This is a genomic window from Bacillus horti (assembly GCF_030813115.1).
Taxonomy (GTDB): Bacteria; Bacillota; Bacilli; order Caldalkalibacillales; family JCM-10596; genus Bacillus_CH; species Bacillus_CH horti.
This window is the reverse complement of sequence record NZ_JAUSTY010000021.1, coordinates 1-21,626: the sequence shown is the minus strand read 5'-3', so window position 1 is coordinate 21,626 and position 21,626 is coordinate 1. Positions and strand designations below refer to the sequence as shown.

Sequence of the window (21,626 nt, the reverse complement as noted above, 5' to 3'; positions counted from 1 at the left end):
TCCTTCCTTATTGCAGTTTATCTAAGCCTCTCTCCTTTATCTCTTCCTCAGCCGTATGGTTACGGAACATTTTGCGTAAAATGACAATACAGGTAACAGCAAGTACAGTGTAAAGAGCTAAGAATAAGTACAGCATAATATCAACATGAGCTGACGTTGTAGCTCCTTCAGCTGTCGTCATATAACCTACAAGAATCCACGGCTGTCTTCCCTGTTCGGCAAATAACCAACCAAACTCTATCGCCAGCATTGCGAATGGTCCTCCTGCAACAATTGCCCAAAGCAAGGGACGAGCATGCTCATTCCACTTTTTGAAGCGAGTAAAGATCACGTAGATCAATGAAACGATCATCAGATAGATCCCGAACATCACCATGAGATCAAAGAAATAATGAACCCAAAGAGGGGGAAGCTCTTCCTCCGGAAATTCCTCAAGTCCTATCACCTCTGCAGTCGGTGAGCCATGGGCCAGGATACTTAATGCGTAGGGAATTTCTAAGGCATACTTAATTTCATTATCCTCTGTTAAAAATCCACCTATCACAAGAGGCGCCTCAGTGGTCGTTTCAAAATGCCACTCCGCCGCAGCTAGCTTTTCCGGCTGGTACTTGGCTAGAAACTTCCCTGACAAGTCTCCAATTAATGCTGTAGAAATGGCAAAGATAAGAGCAGCTACCATAGTAAGCTTTAAGGCCTTTTTATAATAAACATGCTTGCGTCCCTTCAAGATAGCAAAGGCAGCAATAGCGGCTAAAATGAAAGCTGACGTCAGATAGGCAGACGATAACACATGCGCAATTTTTGTTGGTGTCGCAGGATTAAACATCGCAGCTAAAGGCTGGATATTCGTCAGAGCACCATCCTCAAAAATAAAGCCTTGTGGGGTGTTCATAAAAGCATTCACCGTGCTAATAAAGAACCCAGACGCTGATGCTCCAATTACAACAGGAATAACTAGTAGAAAGTGACGAATCGGTGTTTTAAAGCGATCCCAGGTATATAAATAAATCCCTAAGAAAATCGCTTCAAAGAAGAAAGCAAATGTCTCCAAAAATAAAGGAAGACCAATGACATTCCCTGCAAGCTGCATAAAGCTTGGCCATAGTAAGCTAAGCTGTAATCCAATAGCAGTCCCTGTCACAACACCAATCGCTACTGTAATAACAAAGCCTCTTGCCCATCTTCTTGCAAGCAGCAGGTAATGTGGATCATTGCGTTTGATCCCCATCCATTCAGCTAACGCAATCATGACAGGAATCCCCACACCAATTGTGGCAAAAATAGCGTGGAAACCTAATGTAAGATACGTAAGAATTCTACTGTATAAGACCGCATCATACTCAAACATACTTCCTTCACCTCTCCCTATGCATGTGCAATAGTTAACATCAATAATACATATACTACTTTAGTTAATAGCTTCTTTTGTTATAACTAATTACTACATTCCCTTCTCAACCAAAAACTCAACTTAGTCATGAGTTTGTGAAGAAGTGAACAATTAATGACAATACCCTGCCTTACTTCTGAATCCTATACCCCTATTGTAAAGGAAATAGACCTTTAATAAACGCTCAAAAGAGCTATATTCGTGAAAAAGGGGTGACAGAACCATGACGAACCTGTGACGGATGTCATTGCAAAAAAATATTTAATACCGTGCTTCGCATAACCTTCTACCCATTGAATAAGTACCTATCCCCTGCTCTGTCCAAATCTATTGGAAATCTAGAGCCTAGATGTAGTAAGATGGACAAAGAGTTATCCATTGAATAACAAATGATTCTATTACAAGAGATTCATTAATCATACATTTTATATATTGATACATTCAGATACTCACGGCTCATAAATAAAATGACGATGGAAGACGTTAATGAAACAACGGAGGGACTATGGACACAAACAAACACAATAAACAAGCTTGGAACACAGGAGCCTATGAAGCATGGCTACAACGCTTTGGCACTCCTGAACAAGCAGCCATAAAAATAAAAAAGGATCCTCTTACAAGGATTGGCTCCCTCTATCCATACATGGGGGAAAACGTAAAAAATAAAAAGATAATCAACCTTTTAGGCTCTAATGGAAACAAGGCTGTTGCTTTAGCTCTACTAGGTGCTCATGTTACGGTAGCAGATTTTTCAAAGGAAAATGAGCGTTACGCTAAGGAATTAGCTGCGGAAGTGGGGGTGACGCTCAGATATATTGTATCAGATGTGTTACACCTACCCTCTGAAGAGTTGTCTGGAGATTACGACATTGTTTTGATGGAGTTTGGCATCCTACACTACTTCACGGATCTATCTCCCTTATTCGAGGTGGTAAAAAAGCTACTTCGAAAAGGTGGATTACTAGTTCTACAGGACTTTCATCCAATTACAACCAAGCTGATTAGCTCTAAAGGAACAACAGCTAAGATCAGAAAGCATAAGGTAACAGGAAATTATTTTGATACAGCTTTAGAGGAAAAAGAAATTGCCTTCTCCAAATTTTCTTCCACGGATTCTGACACTGAACAAACAGATAAAGTTTATCTGCGGAACTGGACACTTGGTGAAATCGTAACGGCAGTGGCTCAGCAGGGCTTACATATCCAGAGATTAGATGAGCTACCGAACCAATCCTCTGACGTTTTTGATCAAGGTATTCCGAAATCCTTTATTCTTACTGCTGAGAAATTACTGTAAGAACTTTTAACCTGCCAGCCACCAGCCACATGTCCCCAAAATAATTTGATCAATTGGCAAGTTTTATGCAAAAAAACACCGTACCTCAGCTCCCTGCGTACGGTGTTGCACTATTAATGCGGTCAGTTAACCACAACGTCTACTAGCTCCTAACGATGGGCTGAGTAGACGTTTTCTTTTGTGAGTGATTTAATTTCTCTAATAACCTCATGGCTTAGATCTGGTACATGTGCTGTAGCTAAAATTTCTTCTAACTGCTCCATCCTACTTGCCCCTGGAATAACAGTAGCAACAGTTGGATCATGTAAGGCGTAGCGTAAGGCTACCTGCGCAAAAGTAGCAACACCACCTAGCCTTTCCTGTAGCAATTCTAATATCGAGCGTAGCTCGTCCTGTTTATAGTCTAAGTATCCATTCTCTTTCAGCTTAGTAAGCCATTGGTTAGATAAGAGTCCTTTTGCAAGTGGACCTCTAGCTATTAACGATAACTGTTTATTGGAAAGCAGGGGTAAAGTCTCTTCCTCTGGTCTTCGATCCAGTATACTGTATTGAGACATGACACTTACAATACTGGATTGCTCCACGAACCTGCGAATCACATTTGGTCTAATTGAGGATATTCCATAGTAGCGGATATACCCTTCCTTTTTCAGCTCCTCAAACGCTTCACTTGTTTCTTCCGTTGGGTCTTCAAGCGTCCCTCCATGAAGCTGGTACAAGTCGATATAATCTGTTTGGAGTCTTTTTAAGCTATTTTTAACCTGTTCCTTGATATACGCTTTACTTGGATCCCAATCCCAGCCTTCCTGATCCTCTTTCCAACGGTTCCCTACCTTTGTTCCAAGGATAACCTGACTTCTTTTACCTTTAATAGCCTTGCCTACCATCTCCTCATTTCCACCAAACTCATACAAATCTGCTGTGTCCAAAAAGTTAACTCCCTGGTCCAAAGCAAAATCAATCATATAATGAGCTTTCTGCTCCTGCTCTTGAGAAAATGACATACAACCCAATCCAATTTCACTTACGTACAAGTCACTGTTTCCAAGCTGATTTTTTTTCATGTCAAATCTCCTCTCTATATCTATAGAAATATTGACTTTCTATCATTCTACTATTGAACTTTTATTACCCAATAAAAGCCTTTAAATGTTATTTAACCAAAAATGCTTTAAACAAAACTTACCTTGCTTACCTTTCCTTACATAATAATTTCAGTATACCTCAAATGAGGAAGCAATATCATTACGTCATAACAAAAATAATCTATCAACACCAAATCATTTATGATAAAATTAGGTCATTCTTGTCTTGCTCCATTTGTTAAAAGGACAAGCTGCATACATAGGAGAAAGACAGAAAAAAACAAGACAGGATTGTCAAACAAAGCTAGAACTGCTATGGAAGGAGTTAATTATGTCACTATTAGAGGCGCTGATTCTAGGGATTGTACAAGGCCTGACAGAAGCCTTACCGATTTCTAGTTCTGCACACATTATCATCACAGAGCATTTACTTGGACTCACATTTGAAGGGCTCACACTTGAAGTGTTCCTGCATCTAGCATCAGTCTTAGCCGTCATCATTTACTTTAGAAAAGATCTTGTAAATGTGATTAAAGGATTTTTTGGCTATTTATCCCAAAAAACAGAAGAGAACAAAGTTCATTTTAGATTCGGATTATATATTATTGTCGCTACAATGATAACCGGGGTTTTGGGAATTTTATTAAAAGATTTACTTGATGAATCCCTTAAAAGTCCTGCTATTATAGCAGCCTCTTTAACTCTGACAGGTATCCTATTAATTTTTATTGAACGCTTTAAGAAAATTGGACAAAAAACACCGGGCACGATGACCTGGAAGGACACATTAGTTGTGGCTTTAGCTCAATCTCTAGCCATCATCCCTGGTATATCTCGCTCAGGTTCTACATTAGTCGCCGGACTATTAACAGGCTTAGATCGAAAAACAGCCGTTCGTTTTTCCTTTTTATTAGCTATCCCCGTCATCCTAGGTTCTAGTATTCTGGAAATGAGAAATATTTCTGGAGCCTTAGTGGAACAAACAGGAGTAGGAAGCTTAGCGATTGGTTTTATTGCTTCCTTTATCTTTTCACTGATTGGTATCGTCTGGCTGATTAAATTTCTTGAAAAAAGCAAACTCTTCTACTTTGCCATCTACTGCTTCCTTTTAGCGGGATTTGTGTTGATCTATCTATAAGAAAAGCTTCCTATCAAAGCCCTCTCGAAGAGGTTGTCTAGTCCATCATTAGAGAAAGCTTTTACATGCAGCCAGAATTTATAAAACTTGAAGAAATCATTGTATCAAATTTTATAAATTCTTAACTGTAATAAAAAAGCATCTGCCTTTTATAATGGGCAGATGCTTTTTACTTTGTCCTCACAGATACAGTATTCTCTACATCATTTTTTTATTCTTCTGGCGGAAATCCGTGGCTGATTTTGATACTGATTTACCATGACTATTTTAATGATTATGATATGTACATCGGTTATCTTCGGTTAAAACTTAGCTTTGCCCTCTTTTCATAAACAGGGGAATGAGAACAAGTGATAATATTGCTACCAGATAATGCAATGGATTAGCCACAGCTGCGATATTCGGCTCCATTGGATTGGTAGATGTGTTGATACTCATCAGTATCGCCATAACTACACTGAGGATAGCATAATACATGATGGCTCTCTTTGATTTCTTTTGTATGAACCGAAATATAAAAGCGCCGATCAAATTAACGAAAAATGCTGATAGCGTAATCGAAAATCCATTTAACATTTCAAACTGATAATCATTAGCGCTCATAATCCCCCACGCCAGTAAATTGGATACGATAACTGATATAATGCCCGCTAGCGAACCAGCTATGAGCGTTTTCTTTACTGAAATAGCACTTACTTTTTGTTGTTGTGTCGCTGTCTCCATGACAAGCAACTCCCTTCTCAAATTAATTTATTGTTGATTCGGTTCCTGAGACTGAATGATTCGGATCCATTTTCGGCTTTCGCAGCAAAAGACTAAGCACGACACCAACAGCTGATAGGATAGCTGTCAACAAAAATGTGTCGCTGTAAGCTACGGCAATGCTTTCCACCTCCACGTTTTCGGTTAGTCCATTCGTTCTTAAAGCAAGAAAACCTGTAAGACCTGCAACAGCAAATGATGTTACAACATGCTGTGCAGCCGTAGTAAGTGAAGTTACCCTACCAACTAGATGGCGTGGAGCGGAATTAAGAACATGTGTATTAAGCGCCATCATAATTAATCCCATACCTGAGCCAATCATAAACAAGGGTAATAGAAGCAGTAACAATTGTGTGTCTAGTGAGACCTGTGTTAGCCAGAAAAGTGCACCCGATATGATCGTCAAACCAATCAAAGCTAATGGACGAGCTCCAACCTTATCAAAAAATCGCCCTCCAATGGGTGTGAAAATGATTGAGCCAACCGCTTGAACAAGCATTATTAATCCCGTATCAAGAGGAGAGTACCCCCGAACGGTCTGAAGATACACCGGAAAAAGAACCATAATACCAAACAAGGTAATTTGCACAAGCCATAGTAACAGGATGCCCCTTCTAAAATCCGAGGAGCGGAACACACGTAATTCAAGCAAAGGCTGTTTGTGTCTAAGCTCAGTAACTATCAAACCGATTAATGTCGCTATTCCAATAGTTATAGCAATAATTGTCCTTGTAGATGTCCAATCTACAGCTCCTTCATTTACACCGAAAGCTAGCATGGAAAAAGCGAGCGGAGCTAGGAGCATACCAAGAAAATCTAATCTCGGTGCCTCCCCCTGCGGAAATACTGGCAAATATCTTATTCCAATAGCTATGGCTATGATACCAATGGGTAAATTGATAAGAAATATCCAATGCCACGATACATAATCGATTATCCAACCGGACAGCACTGGACCTAACGCAGGAGCAATGAGGATAGGAACGCCTAGCACACCCATTACCGCTCCGACCTTATGGGGAGGCGCCAGCCGATAGATGATAGCCATGCCGATCGGAGCTACCATTCCTCCACCAAGCCCCTGAATAATGCGAAAAATAATCAATTGTTCAATCGTCTGTGCCATTGCGCATAATACTGAGCCGAGCGTAAATAGAACAATCGTAGTTAGAAAAACTCGTTTCGTTCCGAATTTGTCTGTCATCCAGCCTGCAAGGGGAATAACAGCTGATAAAGCTAGTGTGTAGCCAGTAAACGTCCACTGTACCACAGACAAGGAGCTATTAAACTCTTGTTGGAATTTTGGAAAAGCAACATTGACAATCGTACTGTCCAAAATAACCATAATCATACCTACAACAACTGCAATTAAGGGAGCCATGATCGAGCGAATAGTAAAGGGTTGTTCGTCGGTCAAACTAAAATTCTCCTTTCAAAAATATGATTTTAAAAACCACAGTTAAAAACAAAAAAATATGGCTTTTCAAATCACAGTATATGCGATAACTATGCTTATGTCAATCACAGTTTTTTTTTATTTTTCTTGATTAATTTTTTGGATCAAATCTGCAATTGTATGACGTTCTAATACTAAAATTAACTGCCGCTCAGATTCATTTATTACCTCAGTAAACATATCCCGCGTTTCTGTTTCAAAAGGCCCCCCTTTTGTTGTATCAAGCAAACCTGTGTACAGGGGTTCTACCATCTGAATAGCTTTGTATACATCGGCAAAGGAGATATCCTCTGGTTTTCTACTAAGAGCGTATCCCCCATCACGTCCTTCTCTTGCCTCCACAATCCCCGCCTTGACCAAGCGGGAAAGAACTCGACGAGTTAACGTAGCCTCACTGCACACATTTTCAGCGATCTCACTGCTGGCACAATGCTCCTTTTGTTGCCCAGACATAAAAACAAGCGATTGAAGGGCATAGCCCAGCCACTTAGGTGTTGCAGTTGGTGTATATTTTTCAGTTATCAAGTCCCTTCACCTCACCGAAAATTCTTTTAAGAGTAAATCTATTTTAACAGCTACCGTTTGCTGGCGCTACTTTAGCGCTCAAAAGCCTCTTTTACATAATCATGGCTATTACTTCAAATATTTCCTCAGTGGTGCAGACCTTTTCAATTGTTTTGAAGCGTTATGCCTGCAACCAATTCCTTGAGAGATTGTACGACTTCATCATTGGCGTACTCTCCATCCTCAGTAAGTTTATTATTTGCACCAGAAATTAAAAGAGTGTGTTCTACACTAGCCTCAAGCATACTTAAATTTAATAGTAATGCTTGATGAGCATGTTCTCCTCCGCCTGATGCAGTAATAACGGCAACAGGCTTTTGGTATAGTGTGGCTGAAGAAACTAGCCATTCTAGTGCATTTTTTAACACACCAGGTACTCCTTTAATATATTCTGGTGTACAAATAATTACACCATCTGCTCTGTCTAATAAGGCTCTATAAACTTGAACCTCCGCAGGAGCTTCTTCGTTATCTAATTCTGGATTAAAATGTGGGAGCTTTTGAAGACCATCGTAAATGATATATTCAATCTCCTCCGATATATATCTCCTGAGACTGTTCAGTGATTTTTTAGTTGATGATTGATCACGAATACTACCCGATAGACCGACAATAACTTTGTTTGTTCCCATTTTTACCACCTACTTTATAAAAGTTACCATACTCCCTCATTATTACGCTTGTTCTTCAACTATAACCTATTAAACTTACTTTTTACCACTACATACGTTTTTAGACTTTAATTAGTAGAATCAGCGTAGTTCGCACTCACACATTACTTTGCCCAATAAAAGAGAATTAGCAACAGAAAATGGAGGTTTTACCTCACTTCTGTGCTAATTCTCTTGAGAAAAGTTGGTTTATAAGCAGGATTCAATTTGCTTCTAAAACCAAAAAGTATTCACTTCAGCTTACTTTCCAAACTCATACTCCCTTACAGCATCATACAATGCCTTTGCTACTTTATCTTGGAAGGCTGGATCCTTTAGTAGCTTCTCCTCTTGAGGATTGCTAATAAAAGCAATTTCAATTAAAGCAGCGGGCATTTTCGAATTTCTCAGTACACTAAAGTTTGCTTCCTTCAGGCCACGATCTCTTAGCCCCGTAGCCTTTACTAAATGTTTGTGAACAATACTACCAAACGTACGATCCGCGTTTACATGAACAAAAGTTTCTGTTCCATGAGCTGAAGAGCTAGTCGCTGCGTTAGCATGAATAGAAAGGAACATATCTGCTCCTGCTTTGTTTGCTAAGTCTGTACGCTCTGTTAAGCTTAAAAAGACGTCTGTTTTACGCGTAGCTTGTACATCGATATCTTGATCTGCCTCCAGTAAAGCGAACAATTTATTAGAGACGGCAAGAACAACATCCTTTTCTCTAGTATTTGCTCCACCTGCACCAGGGTCGTGGGCTCCATGACCTGGGTCAAGATATATTAAAGGCTTTTTATGAGTCAACGTAAACTCAAGTGTGTCGCCAACCTTTTGGATATCTACATTAGCTCTCTTATTTAAATCGAACACTAAGCGAATGGTCATTGGTGAAGAACTGAACTGTGAAATACGTACTTGATCTACCACATCATGAGCAAGTGGTAGTGTACCCGTCGTTTTTAATGCCTCACCGATTTGTGTAAATGGAATATCTACTACCAAACGATTCGGGTCTGCTAAAAAGAAATAATCAAGGCTGGACCGATCTAAGCCCGGCGCTGTAATGATGTACTTCCCGTTCTCTAACGAAATATCAGATAGCTCAAGATATGAAACTTCCTTAGTCACTTCAATATGGTCTTGATGAGAGGATGTCACCTCTGCTCCTAGTAACGTCTCGATGTGATTTCTGTTTGCCATCGCTATATCATCAACCATCTGAATTTCACTTGCTGCTATTTGATTTGATACCGTTCCTTGGTTTCCTGATGGACTTGCGTACGAGAATATATACTGTCCATTTTGTTGCCTAACACCTACGTTTAATCTCTTAGCCATTTCTACGATTGGAACATATACGCTATTATTAAGCTGGACCGGACGATATACTCCTGTAAAAGCTTGTCCATTAATAGAAAGCGTCATCGGTTTTGAAATCACAACCGTCTTTTCTTTGGCTTGCCAACCGACATCTAATCCAAGAAATTCACTAACAAATCGTACAGGAACCATTGTACGGGATTTGGACATGTATGGATGAGTATCAATTTGATGAGCTTGTCCATTCACCGTAACCGTTCTTGAGTTAAGGTTTAAATGGATCGTTGCTTGATCTCGTTTAATCTCTACCTGTAAAGCTGACTTATTCCAATTAACCTGAGCTCCCATAGCTTCTGCTACAAAACGAATTGGGACAAACGTACGGTTGTCCTTTAATTCTGGAGGAACATCAGGGCTTTGCTGCTTTCCTTCAACGATTAATTTAATCGCCTGATTTGCGCTTACACCTACCTCAGAATATGTACCTACTACTAATAGTGAGGCAAGTAAAAAAAAGAAAAAAAGACTGGCCTTTTTCTTCATGCTGTTCCCCTCTCCATACATTAATTCCAATATGTTGACTATTGTGACATGGCTTTATGATTGATCGGGTTCCTAAACTCTTGATGTACCAGCCTCCCTCCATTTTATTATTTGAAATAACTTGAAAAAACCTTTATTATTAAAGATTTTATACCTATTTTGACGAACTGTGTCTGAAAAAGTTGTCCAAAAAAATGTGAACATTTCCCCCTATCTTTCTAAGCCCTAAGTATAAAAGGAAAGTTGGTGCTAAAATTTTTTTCGTTAATTGGTCAGGGACAATCCGAGCCTCTTTAGACATACAAATAAAAACAAAAAAAGCCAGTTTTTGATAACTGACTTCCTTTAAAGGTCAACCTATTTATTTAATGCTTCTTGCGCTTTGCTTGCTCATTCTTTAGCTTCTGTGGGGTTACATCGTCCCCATTCGGATCTACGATCGTTACATTCATTAGGTCTGACTTTAAAGAGGAACGTAACGTCTTAAGATATTCCGCTCGCAGCTCCTTCTGCTCCTCTTTCTCTGCATTAGTCAAACCTGATTCTTTATCCTTTTTGGCAAGCTCATTAATCCGTTGAATCTTCTCCGTTGAAAGCAAAACAATCCCTCACAATACGAAATATAGTTCAGTTCATGTATCCGTATTATAGCATGTTTCGTTCAGCTTGGGCAAAATATGCTCACTGCTTTCCACTTAGGGAAGCATACATCACTTATAGCCAATCATTATCGCTAATTCTTGACCAGGGTAAATCACAACCGAATCCAGTCCATTCAGCTTTTGGATTAGCCTAACATACTCTTGTACCGATAGTCCCATACTCTTGTGGTGCTCAGTAGCAATCTTCCAAAGAGTATCACCATGCTCAATAATGACAGACGACTCTTCAGCATCCCCCGCAGTAGCTAGAACAGAAGTCATGGTATAGAAAACAATAAACAAGATGATAACAAACACGATCACATAAGAATAATCCTTTAACAATTTAAGCATTGACATTTCCTTCACCTCATCATATATAGTGGTCTTTCATTAAAATTGTTCACCTGGAGTCAAACATTTGTTTCCAAAACGTTTGTTCGTTTTTATTATAAACAGAACAGATATTCTCGTCAACTATTTTTTCGAACTTATGTTTGTTCTTATTTTTGTTCTGTGTTATAATGCTTATAAGTAGAATTTGGTAATTAATATTGAGGTGATTGGAATGAAAACATTATCGAACCGACAACGTGCCATCCTAGAATTTATTAAAAGCGAAGTAAAAGACAAAGGATATCCACCTTCAGTAAGAGAAATTGGTGAAGCCGTAGGACTAGCTTCTAGCTCCACTGTACACGGGCATTTAGCACGTTTAGAGAAGAAAGGCTTAATACGCCGAGATCCAACTAAGCCAAGAGCCATTGAAATCCTTGATGATGAGTTTATCCGTAGCGAGGAAATTCAAAGCACACCGTTTGTTCGCGTCCCTGTTATAGGTAAAGTTACAGCTGGACAACCTATCACCGCTATTGAGAACGTGGATGAATATTTCCCTCTTCCAGAGCGCTTTGCACATGATTCCGAGCACATCTACATGCTTTCCGTACAAGGTGACAGTATGATTGAAGCAGGTATCTATGATAGAGATTATGTCATTGTGAAGCAGCAGAACGTAGCGAATAACGGAGATATTGTCGTAGCCATGACGGATGAAGGAGAAGCTACAATTAAACGCTTCTTTAAAGAAAAGGATTACTTCAGACTACAGCCTGAAAATTCATCTCTTGAACCTATCATTCTTCGAGACGTATCCATTCTTGGAAAAGTAGTAGGAGTATTTCGCACCCTACATTAATACTTGAGTTAGATTATTATGCTAGCTATGTTACATGAACTAGATATTACTTCGAGCATATTTAAAGCCCGTTACTCCAACTTGTGGAGTACGGGCTTTTCTTGTTGTTTATTGTTCAATCTAAGTGGTTGTGATTTCATCCTAAAATCACAACATATTATTACAACATATCTTACATTTTAAAGTACACTTTTTCCTTAGTCTACAATCTGAACAGCAATGGCCCTGCCTTGCATCGGATACGACTCAGCCAAGGTACCCGTATGATAAACTCTAACCATCTGCCCTTTAATAAGTCTATCCTTGGTTATCTCATTCCCCTCCTTGTCGTAAAATGTAACAGCTTCATCAAAAGAAAAACTAATCGCTTCTTTTCCCTGCCATTCGGATTGAGGAATATCTGCATGTTCGATACCTTGAATAACTAAGATAGAATTTCCGCCCTCGGCAATTGAATAAATCATTCCCTCAAAGTAAGGTGTATCATCTAAAGAGCCCCCCTCGCCTGTCGACATGCCATCCGTTCCACATCCAGCTAAAAGAACTATTGTTAGACCTAGAAGTAATAGATAATATAATGGCTTTGACTCTACCTTCATTTTTGTTGTTATTTTCTTCGTCACTCTAATCCACCCCATCTCAAGTTTCTTGTACTCTATTATAGACGTAATAAATCCTTAAAATGTTTAACTAATTCATAATCTTGACATAACTTAGTAGAAGTGATACCCTCCTCTTAACTATGAACGCTTTGTCATGGCGTTTTGGTGAAGGAAGAACATTTGAATAAGTGGAAACAGGTTCCTTGATTGAATCAAGGATTAAAAGGGAAGCCCGGTGCAATTCCGGTACGGTCCCGCCACTGTGAAGGATGAGTTAGCTCAAGGTAAGCCACTGATCACCTATGATTGGGAAGGCGTGAGCTAATGTTGAATCTTAAGTCAGGAGACCTGCCTGTTTCGACAGCACTGTTTTTAACCTACGGGAGATAGGGAGGTGTTAGGACTCGATTAATAAGCATGGGTAATCTATACCCTTATTCTTTGGTGTCTCTAACTATCTTTATGAACGTTGGAGATGCCTTTTTTGTGCCTTTTTAGTTAATAATGGAATGGAGATGAAGCGATGAAATGCAGTAACCTTGGATATCCGCGTATTGGAGAGAATCGCGAGTGGAAAAAAACATTAGAGACATTTTGGGCTGGAAAGCTAACAGAAGAAGAATTTTATGAGCAAACAACACAGCTTCGATTACACCATCTTCAAAAGCAAAAGGAAAAAGGGATTGACATCATTCCAGTAAACGACTTTACGTTCTATGATCATATGCTAGATATGGCCGTTATGTTCGGTCTTGTCCCTAAGCGCTTTTCTTATTCGGGTGGACGTGTTCCTCTATCCACTTACTTTGCTATGGCCAGGGGAGAGCAAAACGCTGTAGCCTGCGAAATGACAAAGTGGTTTAATACAAACTACCATTACATCGTTCCAGAGCTTGACGACGTTACCCCACACCTAACCGAGAACAAGCCACTGACAGCGTATAAAGAAGCTAAAGAGAAGCTTGGCATTAAAAGTAAGCCAGTACTTATTGGTCCATATACATTTGTAAAATTATCTAAAGGCTATGAGAAAAAGGATCTAGCACAAACCATTCTATCCTTTCTCCCTCTCTATGAGCAAATTGTAAAAGAGCTACAGAAAGAAGGAGTTGAATGGGTTCAAATCGATGAGCCAGCTCTAGTTACTGCTTGTACAAAGTCAGAAAAAGAGCTTCTTTTCAGCATCTTTGAAAGACTTCATACAGCCGCACCACAGCTTAACATTATGCTACAAACCTACTTTGATTCCATCGTGCCTGAGTCAGATTGGCTGAACCTGCCTGTACAAGGAATAGGGTTAGATTTTGTACACGGTGTAGAACAGAACCTTACGCAGTTACACATCTCTGGCTTTCCAGAAGACAAAGTCCTGGCTGTCGGTCTCATTGATGGAAGAAATGTTTGGCGCACTACTTTGTCTAAGAAATGGGAGCTGATTGAAGAGCTTTTACAGATTGTAGAAGCAGATCGAATTTGGCTCCAGCCATCCTGTAGCCTGCTACATGTTCCTGTAAGCGCCCAAAAGGAATCTCATTTAGCCTATGAAATTAGAAGTGCACTAGCGTTCGCTGATGAAAAACTAGATGAAATCGTCCTGCTGAGCAAACGACACACACTAGGGGCAGAAGCAACGAAAAAGGAATTTACAGAGCATGAAGAAGCCCAGCAGCTATTACTCCATTCCCCCACTAGAGCTCGTACAAAGGTGCATGAAGCCGTTCAGAGCATACAGGAGGATCATATCGGGAGACATAGCTCGTTCAACGAACGAAAAGAAATTCAACAGAAAACTTGGGACCTTCCTCTTCTTCCAACAACAACAATAGGTAGCTTCCCTCAATCAGCTGAGGTGCGCCAGGCACGCCAGAAGTTCAGAAAATTTGAGTGGTCCGAGAAGCAATACGAAGAGTATATCGAAGATAAAATAAAGGAATGGATTAACATTCAAGAAGATATAGGGCTTGACGTACTCGTTCACGGAGAGTTTGAGCGTACAGATATGGTTGAGTTTTTTGGTGAAAAGCTAGGTGGCTTTGTCTTTACTAAATATGGCTGGGTACAGTCCTATGGTTCGCGTTGTGTGAGACCACCCATTGTCTACGCTGATGTTGAATTCCTTGAGCCTATGACCGTTAAAGAAAGTGTATTTGCTAAGTCACTAACTCAGAAACCAGTTAAAGGAATGCTAACGGGACCTGTCACCATCCTGAATTGGTCATTTATTCGCGACGATATTTCAAGAAAGCAGGTTGCCTACCAAATTGCCCTTGCCTTGCAGCAGGAAGTAAAAGCACTTGAGGATGCAGGAATTAACATGATCCAGGTGGATGAACCCGCCTTGCGTGAAGGATTGCCTTTGAAGAAGGCAGATTGGAATGAGTATCTGAGCTGGGCTGTTACAGCGTTTCGCTTAACCACTTCCTCCGTGGCAGACAGCACGCAAATTCATACCCATATGTGCTATTGTGAATTCCATGATTTCATTCATGTGATTAGTGAGCTTGATGCCGATGTTATCTCTATTGAAACGTCTCGAAGCCATGGAGAGCTTATCGCTGCCTTTGAACAAAATATCTATGACAAAGGAATTGGTCTAGGAGTCTATGACATCCACAGCCCCCGTATTCCTGAAGTAGATGAAATGTCCAAAATGATTCAACGAGCATTGGACGTCTTAAACCCTTCACAATTCTGGATCAACCCTGATTGTGGGCTAAAAACTAGAGGAGTAGATGAAACCATTCCATCCTTGAAAAATATGGTTGTAGCAACACAAGCTGTTCGACAGCAGCTACTTCAACAGAAATCCTAGTTAGACAATGGAGGATGAACATGACTCTTAAAGCAAAGCCCGTACATGAATCTAGGACTCTTTTAACAGATCTTATTTTTCCTCCAGACACCAATCATCATCATACCGTATTTGGCGGAAAGGTCATGGCCTATGTCGATAAAATTGCCTGCATTGCCGCTATGAGGCATTGCCGTAAGCCGGTCGTTACCGTTTCTAGTGATTCCTTTGATTTCCTAGCACCCATTAAAACGGGTGAGGCAATCAATTTAGAAGCCTATGTGACCTGGACACATCGCACCTCTATGGAAATATATATTAAGGTAGAAGCTGAGAATCTATTAACAGGTGAAAAGAGAGTTACTTCTAGAGCGTATCTAACCATGATTGCTTTGGACGAAGAAGGTAAGCCAACAGCAGTCCCACAGGTTATTCCTGAAACAGAAGAGGAAATAAAGCAGCACGAGCAGGCAAAGAAAAGATATGAGCTTAGGAGGAAACGCAAACAAGAAGCCATCTAATAGATTCCTCTTAATATGAAGGATGACCAAGAAACACCATAAAGCTACTATTCAGCATATCTATAAATATCTTAATTATTATAGGATGCTATTAATTCTCTGTCCGAAAGTATGTTATAATATGTAATAAGTAAGTAAAATTTCTGTTGGCAAATGAAATAACTGATTGCCCCAAATGCATTTTTGTTACAGAATGTATGATACTGCTTGTTAACTACTATATATTGCTACTAGTCATTTCTAGTCATAACATAAACAATACATCATACCAATTCTTGTGATTTAAAGCCTCGCTTCCATGCGAGGCTTTTTTTATTATGAACAGATTAGGAGAAGATACTATGGAAGAATTACCTTGTAAGGGTTGTAAAGGATTGTGCTGCGGACCTGTTCCGGTCACCGAAAGCGAGCTAAGAAGAATTAAAAAGAAGATTAAATCCATGCCACTAAAGTTACGCTCACAATTAGAGAACCAGCAACGTTTTTATGGGACGTGTATATTTTATGATTTAGATCATGATCGGTGTGGCATTCATACAGTAAGGCCAAACATATGTCGTATGTTCGGCTACTATCAAGAGCTAGTTTGCTTTCGCAAGCCAGAGTTAGCAACTAAAAATATGAATTCATCTACTCAACAAGAATATGTAGGAACTCTATCGATAGATTTTACATGGAAGGATATGAAAAGGTAAATATGCCTTCATTGTATGAATATTCTTTCATTGTATGAGTATTCTTACTCCTCTCCTTCAAGACTCTCTATGAGTAATAAAATCAAGCTTCGATTCAATATCAAATTCTGAATCTAAACTATATAGGAGAGCACTGGTCTGAGAATGACCTTGTACTAGAGCACCTATACAAATTAATAGAGTACCTGTCATCATTCCACCTACTAAGAAGATAATAGCGTAGCTATAGAAAATAGAAGGCTGATTTGCAAAATAATGATAGACTGCCCCACCTCCATGTCTAAACAGAAAAATGGCTGTTAAAGCTGAACCAGAACCCGTTAACCCTACAATCCAACCCACTAGTTTTAAAAAGCAAGCTATCGTCCAGCGGCACATTCCATATCCTCCTTATTTTTATAGAAAATTGTAACAAGCTCTGCTGAACGATTTCTGAACAAAAATCCTCCCTAAAGGGAGGCATGCAATAGTAATATCTTAATCATGATTCACTCTTGGTTAGAAAGAACGCCTGACTCTAAAAGTGGATCTATACTGTACTCTCCATTCTCGTCCGCTTCAAGCTGAATTTTTACATCACCAATCTGTAATAATCCATTTTCATCAATAACAACATTTCCTTCTTGAAATAAATCAGGATAAAGCGTTCTGACCAGGTTAATAATTTCTTCTCCTGTCAATGTTTCAACGGCTCCCCTTACTTCCTCAGCAGCAGCATTAATACTTTGATCATTTCTAGCTAAGCCAATTGTTCTTGTAGCAGACGTATAGGATACATCAAAGCCTAGCATCCCCGCCACCTGTCTTACTGGTAAATATGTAGAACCCTCATGGACCAAAGGCTCTATCGGTAATTCAACGCCTTCAACCTGTAACGTAAAGCTACTAAAAATAGCTTGTACCGCTGTATTATTCGCTGCAGCCGTCCCAACACTTCCAATTAACAGCCCTGCAACCAATCCTATCAACATTTTTTTCACTCTCAGCTCATCTCCTTTTAGTAAATGTTTTTGCGGCTAGCTCTCTTAACGGTAAGTCAGATGAATTAATTAAGCTACTATTCACAATTTTCGTAGGGTTAACTAGAACTGTGTGTAGTCAATAAGAACCAAATATAAGCTCATATATTGGCTATAAATGATAGATTATGACAATAAACAGCGACATTTTCCTAATCCTTATCGCTTATAAATTTTTATAAATTACGCTCATAGCTTTAATAAACTCATCAATTACTTTGATCCCTTTTTGTGTTAAGATTAACCAGTATGCAAAATTTAGCTTGAAGCCTTCAGGAGGTGAAAAAATGAGTAGATCAATCCTCATTATGTGTGCTGTTCTAACTATATTGATCGTTAATGATCAATTTTCATTTATGGAAGCCTTATTTGGTCTGTCACCCCAGGTCGTCAATTGGATTATGCTAATCCTATTATTTGGTGGAATTATCCTTTACATCATTAGTCTTTTTAAAGAGAGTAAAATTGGTGAGGAAAAAAAGGCCAACCCGAAAAAAGCGCATAGAGATAACCTGTTCCTCCTTTCCTACATCTTATTATTACTGTTCGTCTTTCCATTAGTTGGTGGTGAATCGACAGCAGGCTTCTCTTTAAGCAATCCCCTGATCCTTGTCATTTTGCTTGGAGGGATCGCGTATCATTTCATTAAGATGCGTAATGCTTCAAAGGAAGTAAAAGCTGTAGAGGGTGTAAGTAAGCAGAAACAAAAAAATAATCGTAAAAAGTAGTCAGAAGTCAATGTATAAATATTTAATATAACAGAGAATATGGAGGAAAATGAATGAAAAAGTCCTTACTAACATTTGCTTTTATTTTTCTAATGGGTTGCGTATTAGTAGCCTGCGGTAACAATGAAGAATCTAGTACTGAACCACAAGGGATTACTGACAATAGCGAAGGGGAAGCTATAGAGGGAGAAGAGTCTGCTGAAGCACTAGATGAAGTGGCTAATGAATCAACTGAAGAAGAATCGATTGAAGTAGATAAAGGGTTATTTAATGTAGAAATTACCTTGCCTGCTTTCTTTTTTGAAGGGCAGGACATGGATTTAATTATGGCTGACGCTGAAGAAGATGGCGCTACTGATATTACTTTAAATGATAATGGCTCGCTTACATATACCATACCAAAAGCTCAGCATCAGGAGATCATGAAACAAATGCAAGTCGATATAGCAGCAAGCATTGCGGAAGTACCTAGTACATTCCAGTCTGTTAAAGAAATTGATCACAACAGTTCATTCACTGAATTTACACTAACCGTTGAAAAAGAGGCTTATGAAAATAGTTTTGACGGATTTGCTGTACTTGGATTAGGAATGTCAGCGATGATGTACCAAGTCTTTGACGGTGTCAGCCCTGAAAACAATAAAGTGACATTTGATCTTGTGGACGAAGAAACTGGAGAAGTTTATGATACAGTTATTTACCCGGATTTTCTTGAAGGCTAAGCGGCTTTAATCATTCTACAGTAAGTCTACCTGACAATAATTGATTGTAATAAACAAACTTTCATTAAAATCTCTTGATTAATCAAGAGATTTTTTGTTTTAATAGTTTTTTGTTAGTGCACAATCGAAAGATATTGTTTATTATAAAAATCTGGTATTATGTAAAAGAATAAAAGCTCGCCCTAGCATTTTATGGAGGATTACTTTCATGAACAATACATTATTTTCAATTCTAGTGATTTTAGGAGCAGTATTCTTAGTTATAACAGTTATTGTATTCCTACTATTTCTTATTAAAATTACCATATATACATTTAAAAGAAACATTGGCTTTCCATTTAAATGCTCGTTCATCTTGCTAAGTTGCTTATTATTTACATCTTTCCACTATTATAATCTCTACAACAACTTAGAGTATCTTCCAGAAGGCGTTATAAATCAAAGTGTTCCTTCTCCTGATGGCTTACACGAAATAACAACCTATCATTTAAATTCTAGGAAATCAGCTAGAGCAGAAGTTTTAAACATAAACACGGGAAAAAGTAAAACTATCTACTATAACTATTATGACTACTCTCCTTATGTTGAATGGATAAGCAGCGATACTGTCGTTATCGGAAGGGAAACGTTAAATATTGAAAAAGATACATATGATTATAGAAAAGAACAAATAAAGCCAAGTGTATTGCCCAAGCAAAGCTCGTACTACTAGATTAGGTGGTAGAGTAAAGAACTGAAATTTTCTTGGCGACCGTGAGGTCGCCTTTACTCATTCCAGCTCCTCCTCATCAAACCGTACGTCAGACTGTCTAACAACTGAATGCTGAGCAGCTTTAAAACGTGGGTTTATGCAATTTTTCTCAAATAAACGTCATGCATATTAGATTTCGAACGAGCTGAGTCTCTGAAGAGACGTATGAGCTCATTCACTCCCTTTATTTTTATTATTCTCTTGAGATTGTAGGCAAGACAAATTAGGTTGGTCTCAGTGCCTACTGATGCCAGCCCTCGTGTTAAAAAGTGTGTATAGCCCCAGTGACGCTTTATGGTTCCGAAAGGGTGCTCAACGATTGACCCTCTTTGCTTATAAATATGACTTTGGCTACGTGTATTTTCGGCAATTTGTTCGATCAGTTCTTCATCTTTAAGTCTGGTTACCGACCTTCCGCCTTTGGCAGATGTGCAGAGATCCTTTTGCCCACAGATATCAAAGGCTTCACATGTGTACCGCCTGTACTCTTTTCCATCTTGTTTTCCCTTCCATTTGAAAGGTAATTTATAACCCAATGGGCAAATATATGTATCGCTCATGGCATCATATTCAAAGTTTTCTTTATCAAATCCGCTTGCCACTTTGCTTTGCTTTCCCCTTTGCGGCTTAATTAAGAGCTCCGTGCTTTTGTCGACTACATCGATAATCTCAAGGTAATTATAATAGCCGGTATCGGCTAGAATTTTGATTTTTTGATTACGGAAAACTTGCTTTGTTTTCTTTGCCATATTGGACAACTGCCCCTGATCGTTGACATCATTGACCGTATCGCAGTCCACAATCAATTTATACTTGCTGTCTACGGCAGTTTGAACATTAAAACAAACTTCATGCTTCCCGTTGTTTTTCATTGATTTGGCATCTGGGTCGGTAACACAGAGCTGGTGTTTACCTGTTTCCTTGAGTTTTTGTTTCATGATCTCCAGTTCGTGGACTCTCTCTTGATAGATCTCTAGCTTTTCAGTGATTTCCTGCTTTTTTTGACGATTGTCCTCCATTAAAAAGTCATGCAGATAGGCATCGATTTTTTCATCGATATGCTCTAGTTTCTTGTTGATAATATTTTCGTTATAATGTTTCTTCTTGGCGTTGTTTGCTTTTATTTTTGTGCCGTCAATGGCGACAAGTTGACCATTGATGAACCCGAACCCTTTTAATAGTAACGTGAATTCTTTAAACAGCTTTTTTATGGCTGGCTGGTTATTCTTCATGAAAGCAGATAAAGTACCGTGGTCCGGTTGAAGCTTACCAATGAGCCACATCAATTCAATATTTCTTTTTGTTTCGGTTTCCATTTTGCGAGAGGAACGGATACCGTTCATATAACAGTAAAGATAGAGTTTGAGAAGCTCTTCCCGTCGGTAAGGTTTTTGCCCCGCTTTAGAGCCTGAGTAGATCTGAAACCCCAATTCTTCCAAGATCAAGCTATCGACGTAAGCATCGATAACTCGAACAGGATTTTCTTCTTCTACATATTCGTCCAATGTATTTGGCAATAAATGAATTTGATATCTATCTTCACCTTCGATAAATGGCATATTTGCTCATCTCCTTAGATACAGAGCTTCGACAGAGATCATCCATTTTCATGCCTAAAAACAGAATTTGTTTAATAATTGTTAGACAGACTCACGTGAAGTTTTCCCTCATACGGCTTTCCGATGTTCTTCTTTCTTTGGCTTGCGTAATTACCTACAATGCTAATTTCTTTAGTTTACTTCTGCCA

22 protein-coding genes and 1 riboswitch are annotated in these 21,626 nt (G+C 39.1%); of the genes, 9 read left to right on the top strand and 13 right to left on the bottom strand.

The window, feature by feature from the left end; translation table 11 throughout:
* Positions 1-7: 7 nt before the first annotated feature.
* A complete protein-coding gene (locus tag J2S11_RS18675; protein WP_307397178.1) occupies positions 8-1,348 on the bottom strand; it encodes a cytochrome ubiquinol oxidase subunit I in 1,341 nt (446 codons plus the stop codon).
* A gap of 547 nt (positions 1,349-1,895) precedes the next feature.
* Here J2S11_RS18675 and J2S11_RS18670 point away from each other — a divergent pair.
* Complete coding sequence (locus J2S11_RS18670) at positions 1,896-2,690, top strand: class I SAM-dependent methyltransferase (RefSeq protein WP_307397176.1); 795 nt, start codon at positions 1,896-1,898, stop codon at positions 2,688-2,690.
* 149 nt (positions 2,691-2,839) lie between these two features.
* Here the strand turns inward: J2S11_RS18670 and J2S11_RS18665 are convergent, their stop codons facing one another.
* Positions 2,840-3,754 carry an aldo/keto reductase gene (locus tag J2S11_RS18665; protein ID WP_307397174.1) on the bottom strand — a complete coding sequence of 305 codons (915 nt, stop codon included), beginning with the start codon at positions 3,752-3,754 and terminating at the stop codon, positions 2,840-2,842.
* Between the two features lie 352 nt (positions 3,755-4,106).
* Here J2S11_RS18665 and uppP point away from each other — a divergent pair, with 352 nt between their 5' ends.
* Positions 4,107-4,913, top strand: coding sequence for an undecaprenyl-diphosphatase UppP (gene uppP / locus J2S11_RS18660; RefSeq protein WP_307397171.1), 807 nt, complete (start codon positions 4,107-4,109; stop codon positions 4,911-4,913).
* A gap of 309 nt (positions 4,914-5,222) precedes the next feature.
* Here the strand turns inward: uppP and J2S11_RS18655 are convergent, their stop codons facing one another.
* The 7 genes from J2S11_RS18655 to yneA form a co-directional block, all read right to left on the bottom strand.
* On the bottom strand, positions 5,223-5,636 hold the full coding sequence (locus J2S11_RS18655) for a hypothetical protein (RefSeq protein ID WP_307397170.1): 414 nt from the start codon (positions 5,634-5,636) through the stop codon (positions 5,223-5,225).
* A 22-nt stretch (positions 5,637-5,658) separates the two neighbouring features.
* Positions 5,659-7,092, bottom strand: coding sequence for an MDR family MFS transporter (locus J2S11_RS18650; protein ID WP_307397168.1), 1,434 nt, complete (start codon positions 7,090-7,092; stop codon positions 5,659-5,661).
* Between the two features lie 117 nt (positions 7,093-7,209).
* A complete protein-coding gene (locus J2S11_RS18645) occupies positions 7,210-7,656 on the bottom strand; it encodes an RrF2 family transcriptional regulator (protein WP_307397166.1) in 447 nt (148 codons plus the stop codon).
* Between the two features lie 143 nt (positions 7,657-7,799).
* Entirely contained in the window at positions 7,800-8,327 is a 528-nt protein-coding gene (locus J2S11_RS18640) for an NADPH-dependent FMN reductase (protein ID WP_307397163.1), read from the bottom strand.
* Between the two features lie 279 nt (positions 8,328-8,606).
* Positions 8,607-10,211: an N-acetylmuramoyl-L-alanine amidase family protein gene (locus J2S11_RS18635; RefSeq protein WP_307397161.1), complete on the bottom strand. Its 1,605-nt coding sequence runs from the start codon at positions 10,209-10,211 to the stop codon at positions 8,607-8,609.
* A gap of 365 nt (positions 10,212-10,576) precedes the next feature.
* The gene (locus J2S11_RS18630) at positions 10,577-10,810 is read right to left on the bottom strand and encodes a DUF896 domain-containing protein (protein WP_307397159.1); all 234 of its coding nucleotides are present in this window, start codon (positions 10,808-10,810) and stop codon (positions 10,577-10,579) included.
* A gap of 111 nt (positions 10,811-10,921) precedes the next feature.
* Positions 10,922-11,212 (bottom strand): cell division suppressor protein YneA, encoded by a 291-nt coding sequence (gene yneA / locus J2S11_RS18625; RefSeq protein ID WP_307397157.1) that lies wholly within the window; start codon positions 11,210-11,212, stop codon positions 10,922-10,924.
* Between the two features lie 208 nt (positions 11,213-11,420).
* On the opposite strand from yneA, the gene lexA reads away from it, so the two are divergent.
* The gene (gene lexA / locus J2S11_RS18620) at positions 11,421-12,050 is read left to right on the top strand and encodes a transcriptional repressor LexA (protein ID WP_307397155.1); all 630 of its coding nucleotides are present in this window, start codon (positions 11,421-11,423) and stop codon (positions 12,048-12,050) included.
* Positions 12,051-12,247: 197 nt separating this feature from the next.
* Here the strand turns inward: lexA and J2S11_RS18615 are convergent, their stop codons facing one another.
* Positions 12,248-12,673, bottom strand: a complete 426-nt coding sequence (locus J2S11_RS18615) for a DUF3221 domain-containing protein (protein WP_307397153.1) — start codon at positions 12,671-12,673, stop codon at positions 12,248-12,250.
* A 158-nt stretch (positions 12,674-12,831) separates the two neighbouring features.
* A riboswitch (cobalamin riboswitch) is annotated at positions 12,832-13,022 on the top strand.
* Between the two features lie 153 nt (positions 13,023-13,175).
* Here J2S11_RS18615 and metE point away from each other — a divergent pair.
* The 3 genes from metE (at position 13,176) to J2S11_RS18600 (ending at position 16,659) form a co-directional block, all read left to right on the top strand.
* Entirely contained in the window at positions 13,176-15,464 is a 2,289-nt protein-coding gene (gene metE / locus J2S11_RS18610; RefSeq protein ID WP_307397151.1) for a 5-methyltetrahydropteroyltriglutamate--homocysteine S-methyltransferase, read from the top strand.
* Positions 15,465-15,484: 20 nt separating this feature from the next.
* Positions 15,485-15,964, top strand: coding sequence for an acyl-CoA thioesterase (locus tag J2S11_RS18605; protein WP_307397149.1), 480 nt, complete (start codon positions 15,485-15,487; stop codon positions 15,962-15,964).
* A 341-nt stretch (positions 15,965-16,305) separates the two neighbouring features.
* Complete coding sequence (locus J2S11_RS18600) at positions 16,306-16,659, top strand: YkgJ family cysteine cluster protein (protein ID WP_307397147.1); 354 nt, start codon at positions 16,306-16,308, stop codon at positions 16,657-16,659.
* A 57-nt stretch (positions 16,660-16,716) separates the two neighbouring features.
* On the opposite strand, the gene J2S11_RS18595 is transcribed toward J2S11_RS18600, so the two are convergent.
* The gene (locus J2S11_RS18595) at positions 16,717-17,037 is read right to left on the bottom strand and encodes a hypothetical protein (RefSeq protein ID WP_307397145.1); all 321 of its coding nucleotides are present in this window, start codon (positions 17,035-17,037) and stop codon (positions 16,717-16,719) included.
* 110 nt (positions 17,038-17,147) lie between these two features.
* A complete protein-coding gene (locus J2S11_RS18590) occupies positions 17,148-17,630 on the bottom strand; it encodes a stalk domain-containing protein (RefSeq protein ID WP_307397297.1) in 483 nt (160 codons plus the stop codon).
* 335 nt (positions 17,631-17,965) lie between these two features.
* On the opposite strand from J2S11_RS18590, the gene J2S11_RS18585 reads away from it, so the two are divergent.
* The 3 genes from J2S11_RS18585 to J2S11_RS18575 all read left to right on the top strand — a co-directional run bounded on the left by J2S11_RS18585 (position 17,966) and on the right by J2S11_RS18575 (position 19,840).
* Positions 17,966-18,406, top strand: a complete 441-nt coding sequence (locus J2S11_RS18585; protein WP_307397143.1) for a hypothetical protein — start codon at positions 17,966-17,968, stop codon at positions 18,404-18,406.
* A gap of 53 nt (positions 18,407-18,459) precedes the next feature.
* Positions 18,460-19,128 carry a hypothetical protein gene (locus tag J2S11_RS18580; RefSeq protein WP_307397141.1) on the top strand — a complete coding sequence of 223 codons (669 nt, stop codon included), beginning with the start codon at positions 18,460-18,462 and terminating at the stop codon, positions 19,126-19,128.
* 208 nt (positions 19,129-19,336) lie between these two features.
* Positions 19,337-19,840 (top strand): DUF5412 family protein, encoded by a 504-nt coding sequence (locus J2S11_RS18575; RefSeq protein ID WP_307397139.1) that lies wholly within the window; start codon positions 19,337-19,339, stop codon positions 19,838-19,840.
* A 134-nt stretch (positions 19,841-19,974) separates the two neighbouring features.
* Here J2S11_RS18575 and J2S11_RS18570 read toward each other — a convergent pair whose 3' ends face one another.
* On the bottom strand, positions 19,975-21,438 hold the full coding sequence (locus tag J2S11_RS18570; protein ID WP_307397137.1) for an IS1182 family transposase: 1,464 nt from the start codon (positions 21,436-21,438) through the stop codon (positions 19,975-19,977).
* Positions 21,439-21,626: the final 188 nt, after the last annotated feature.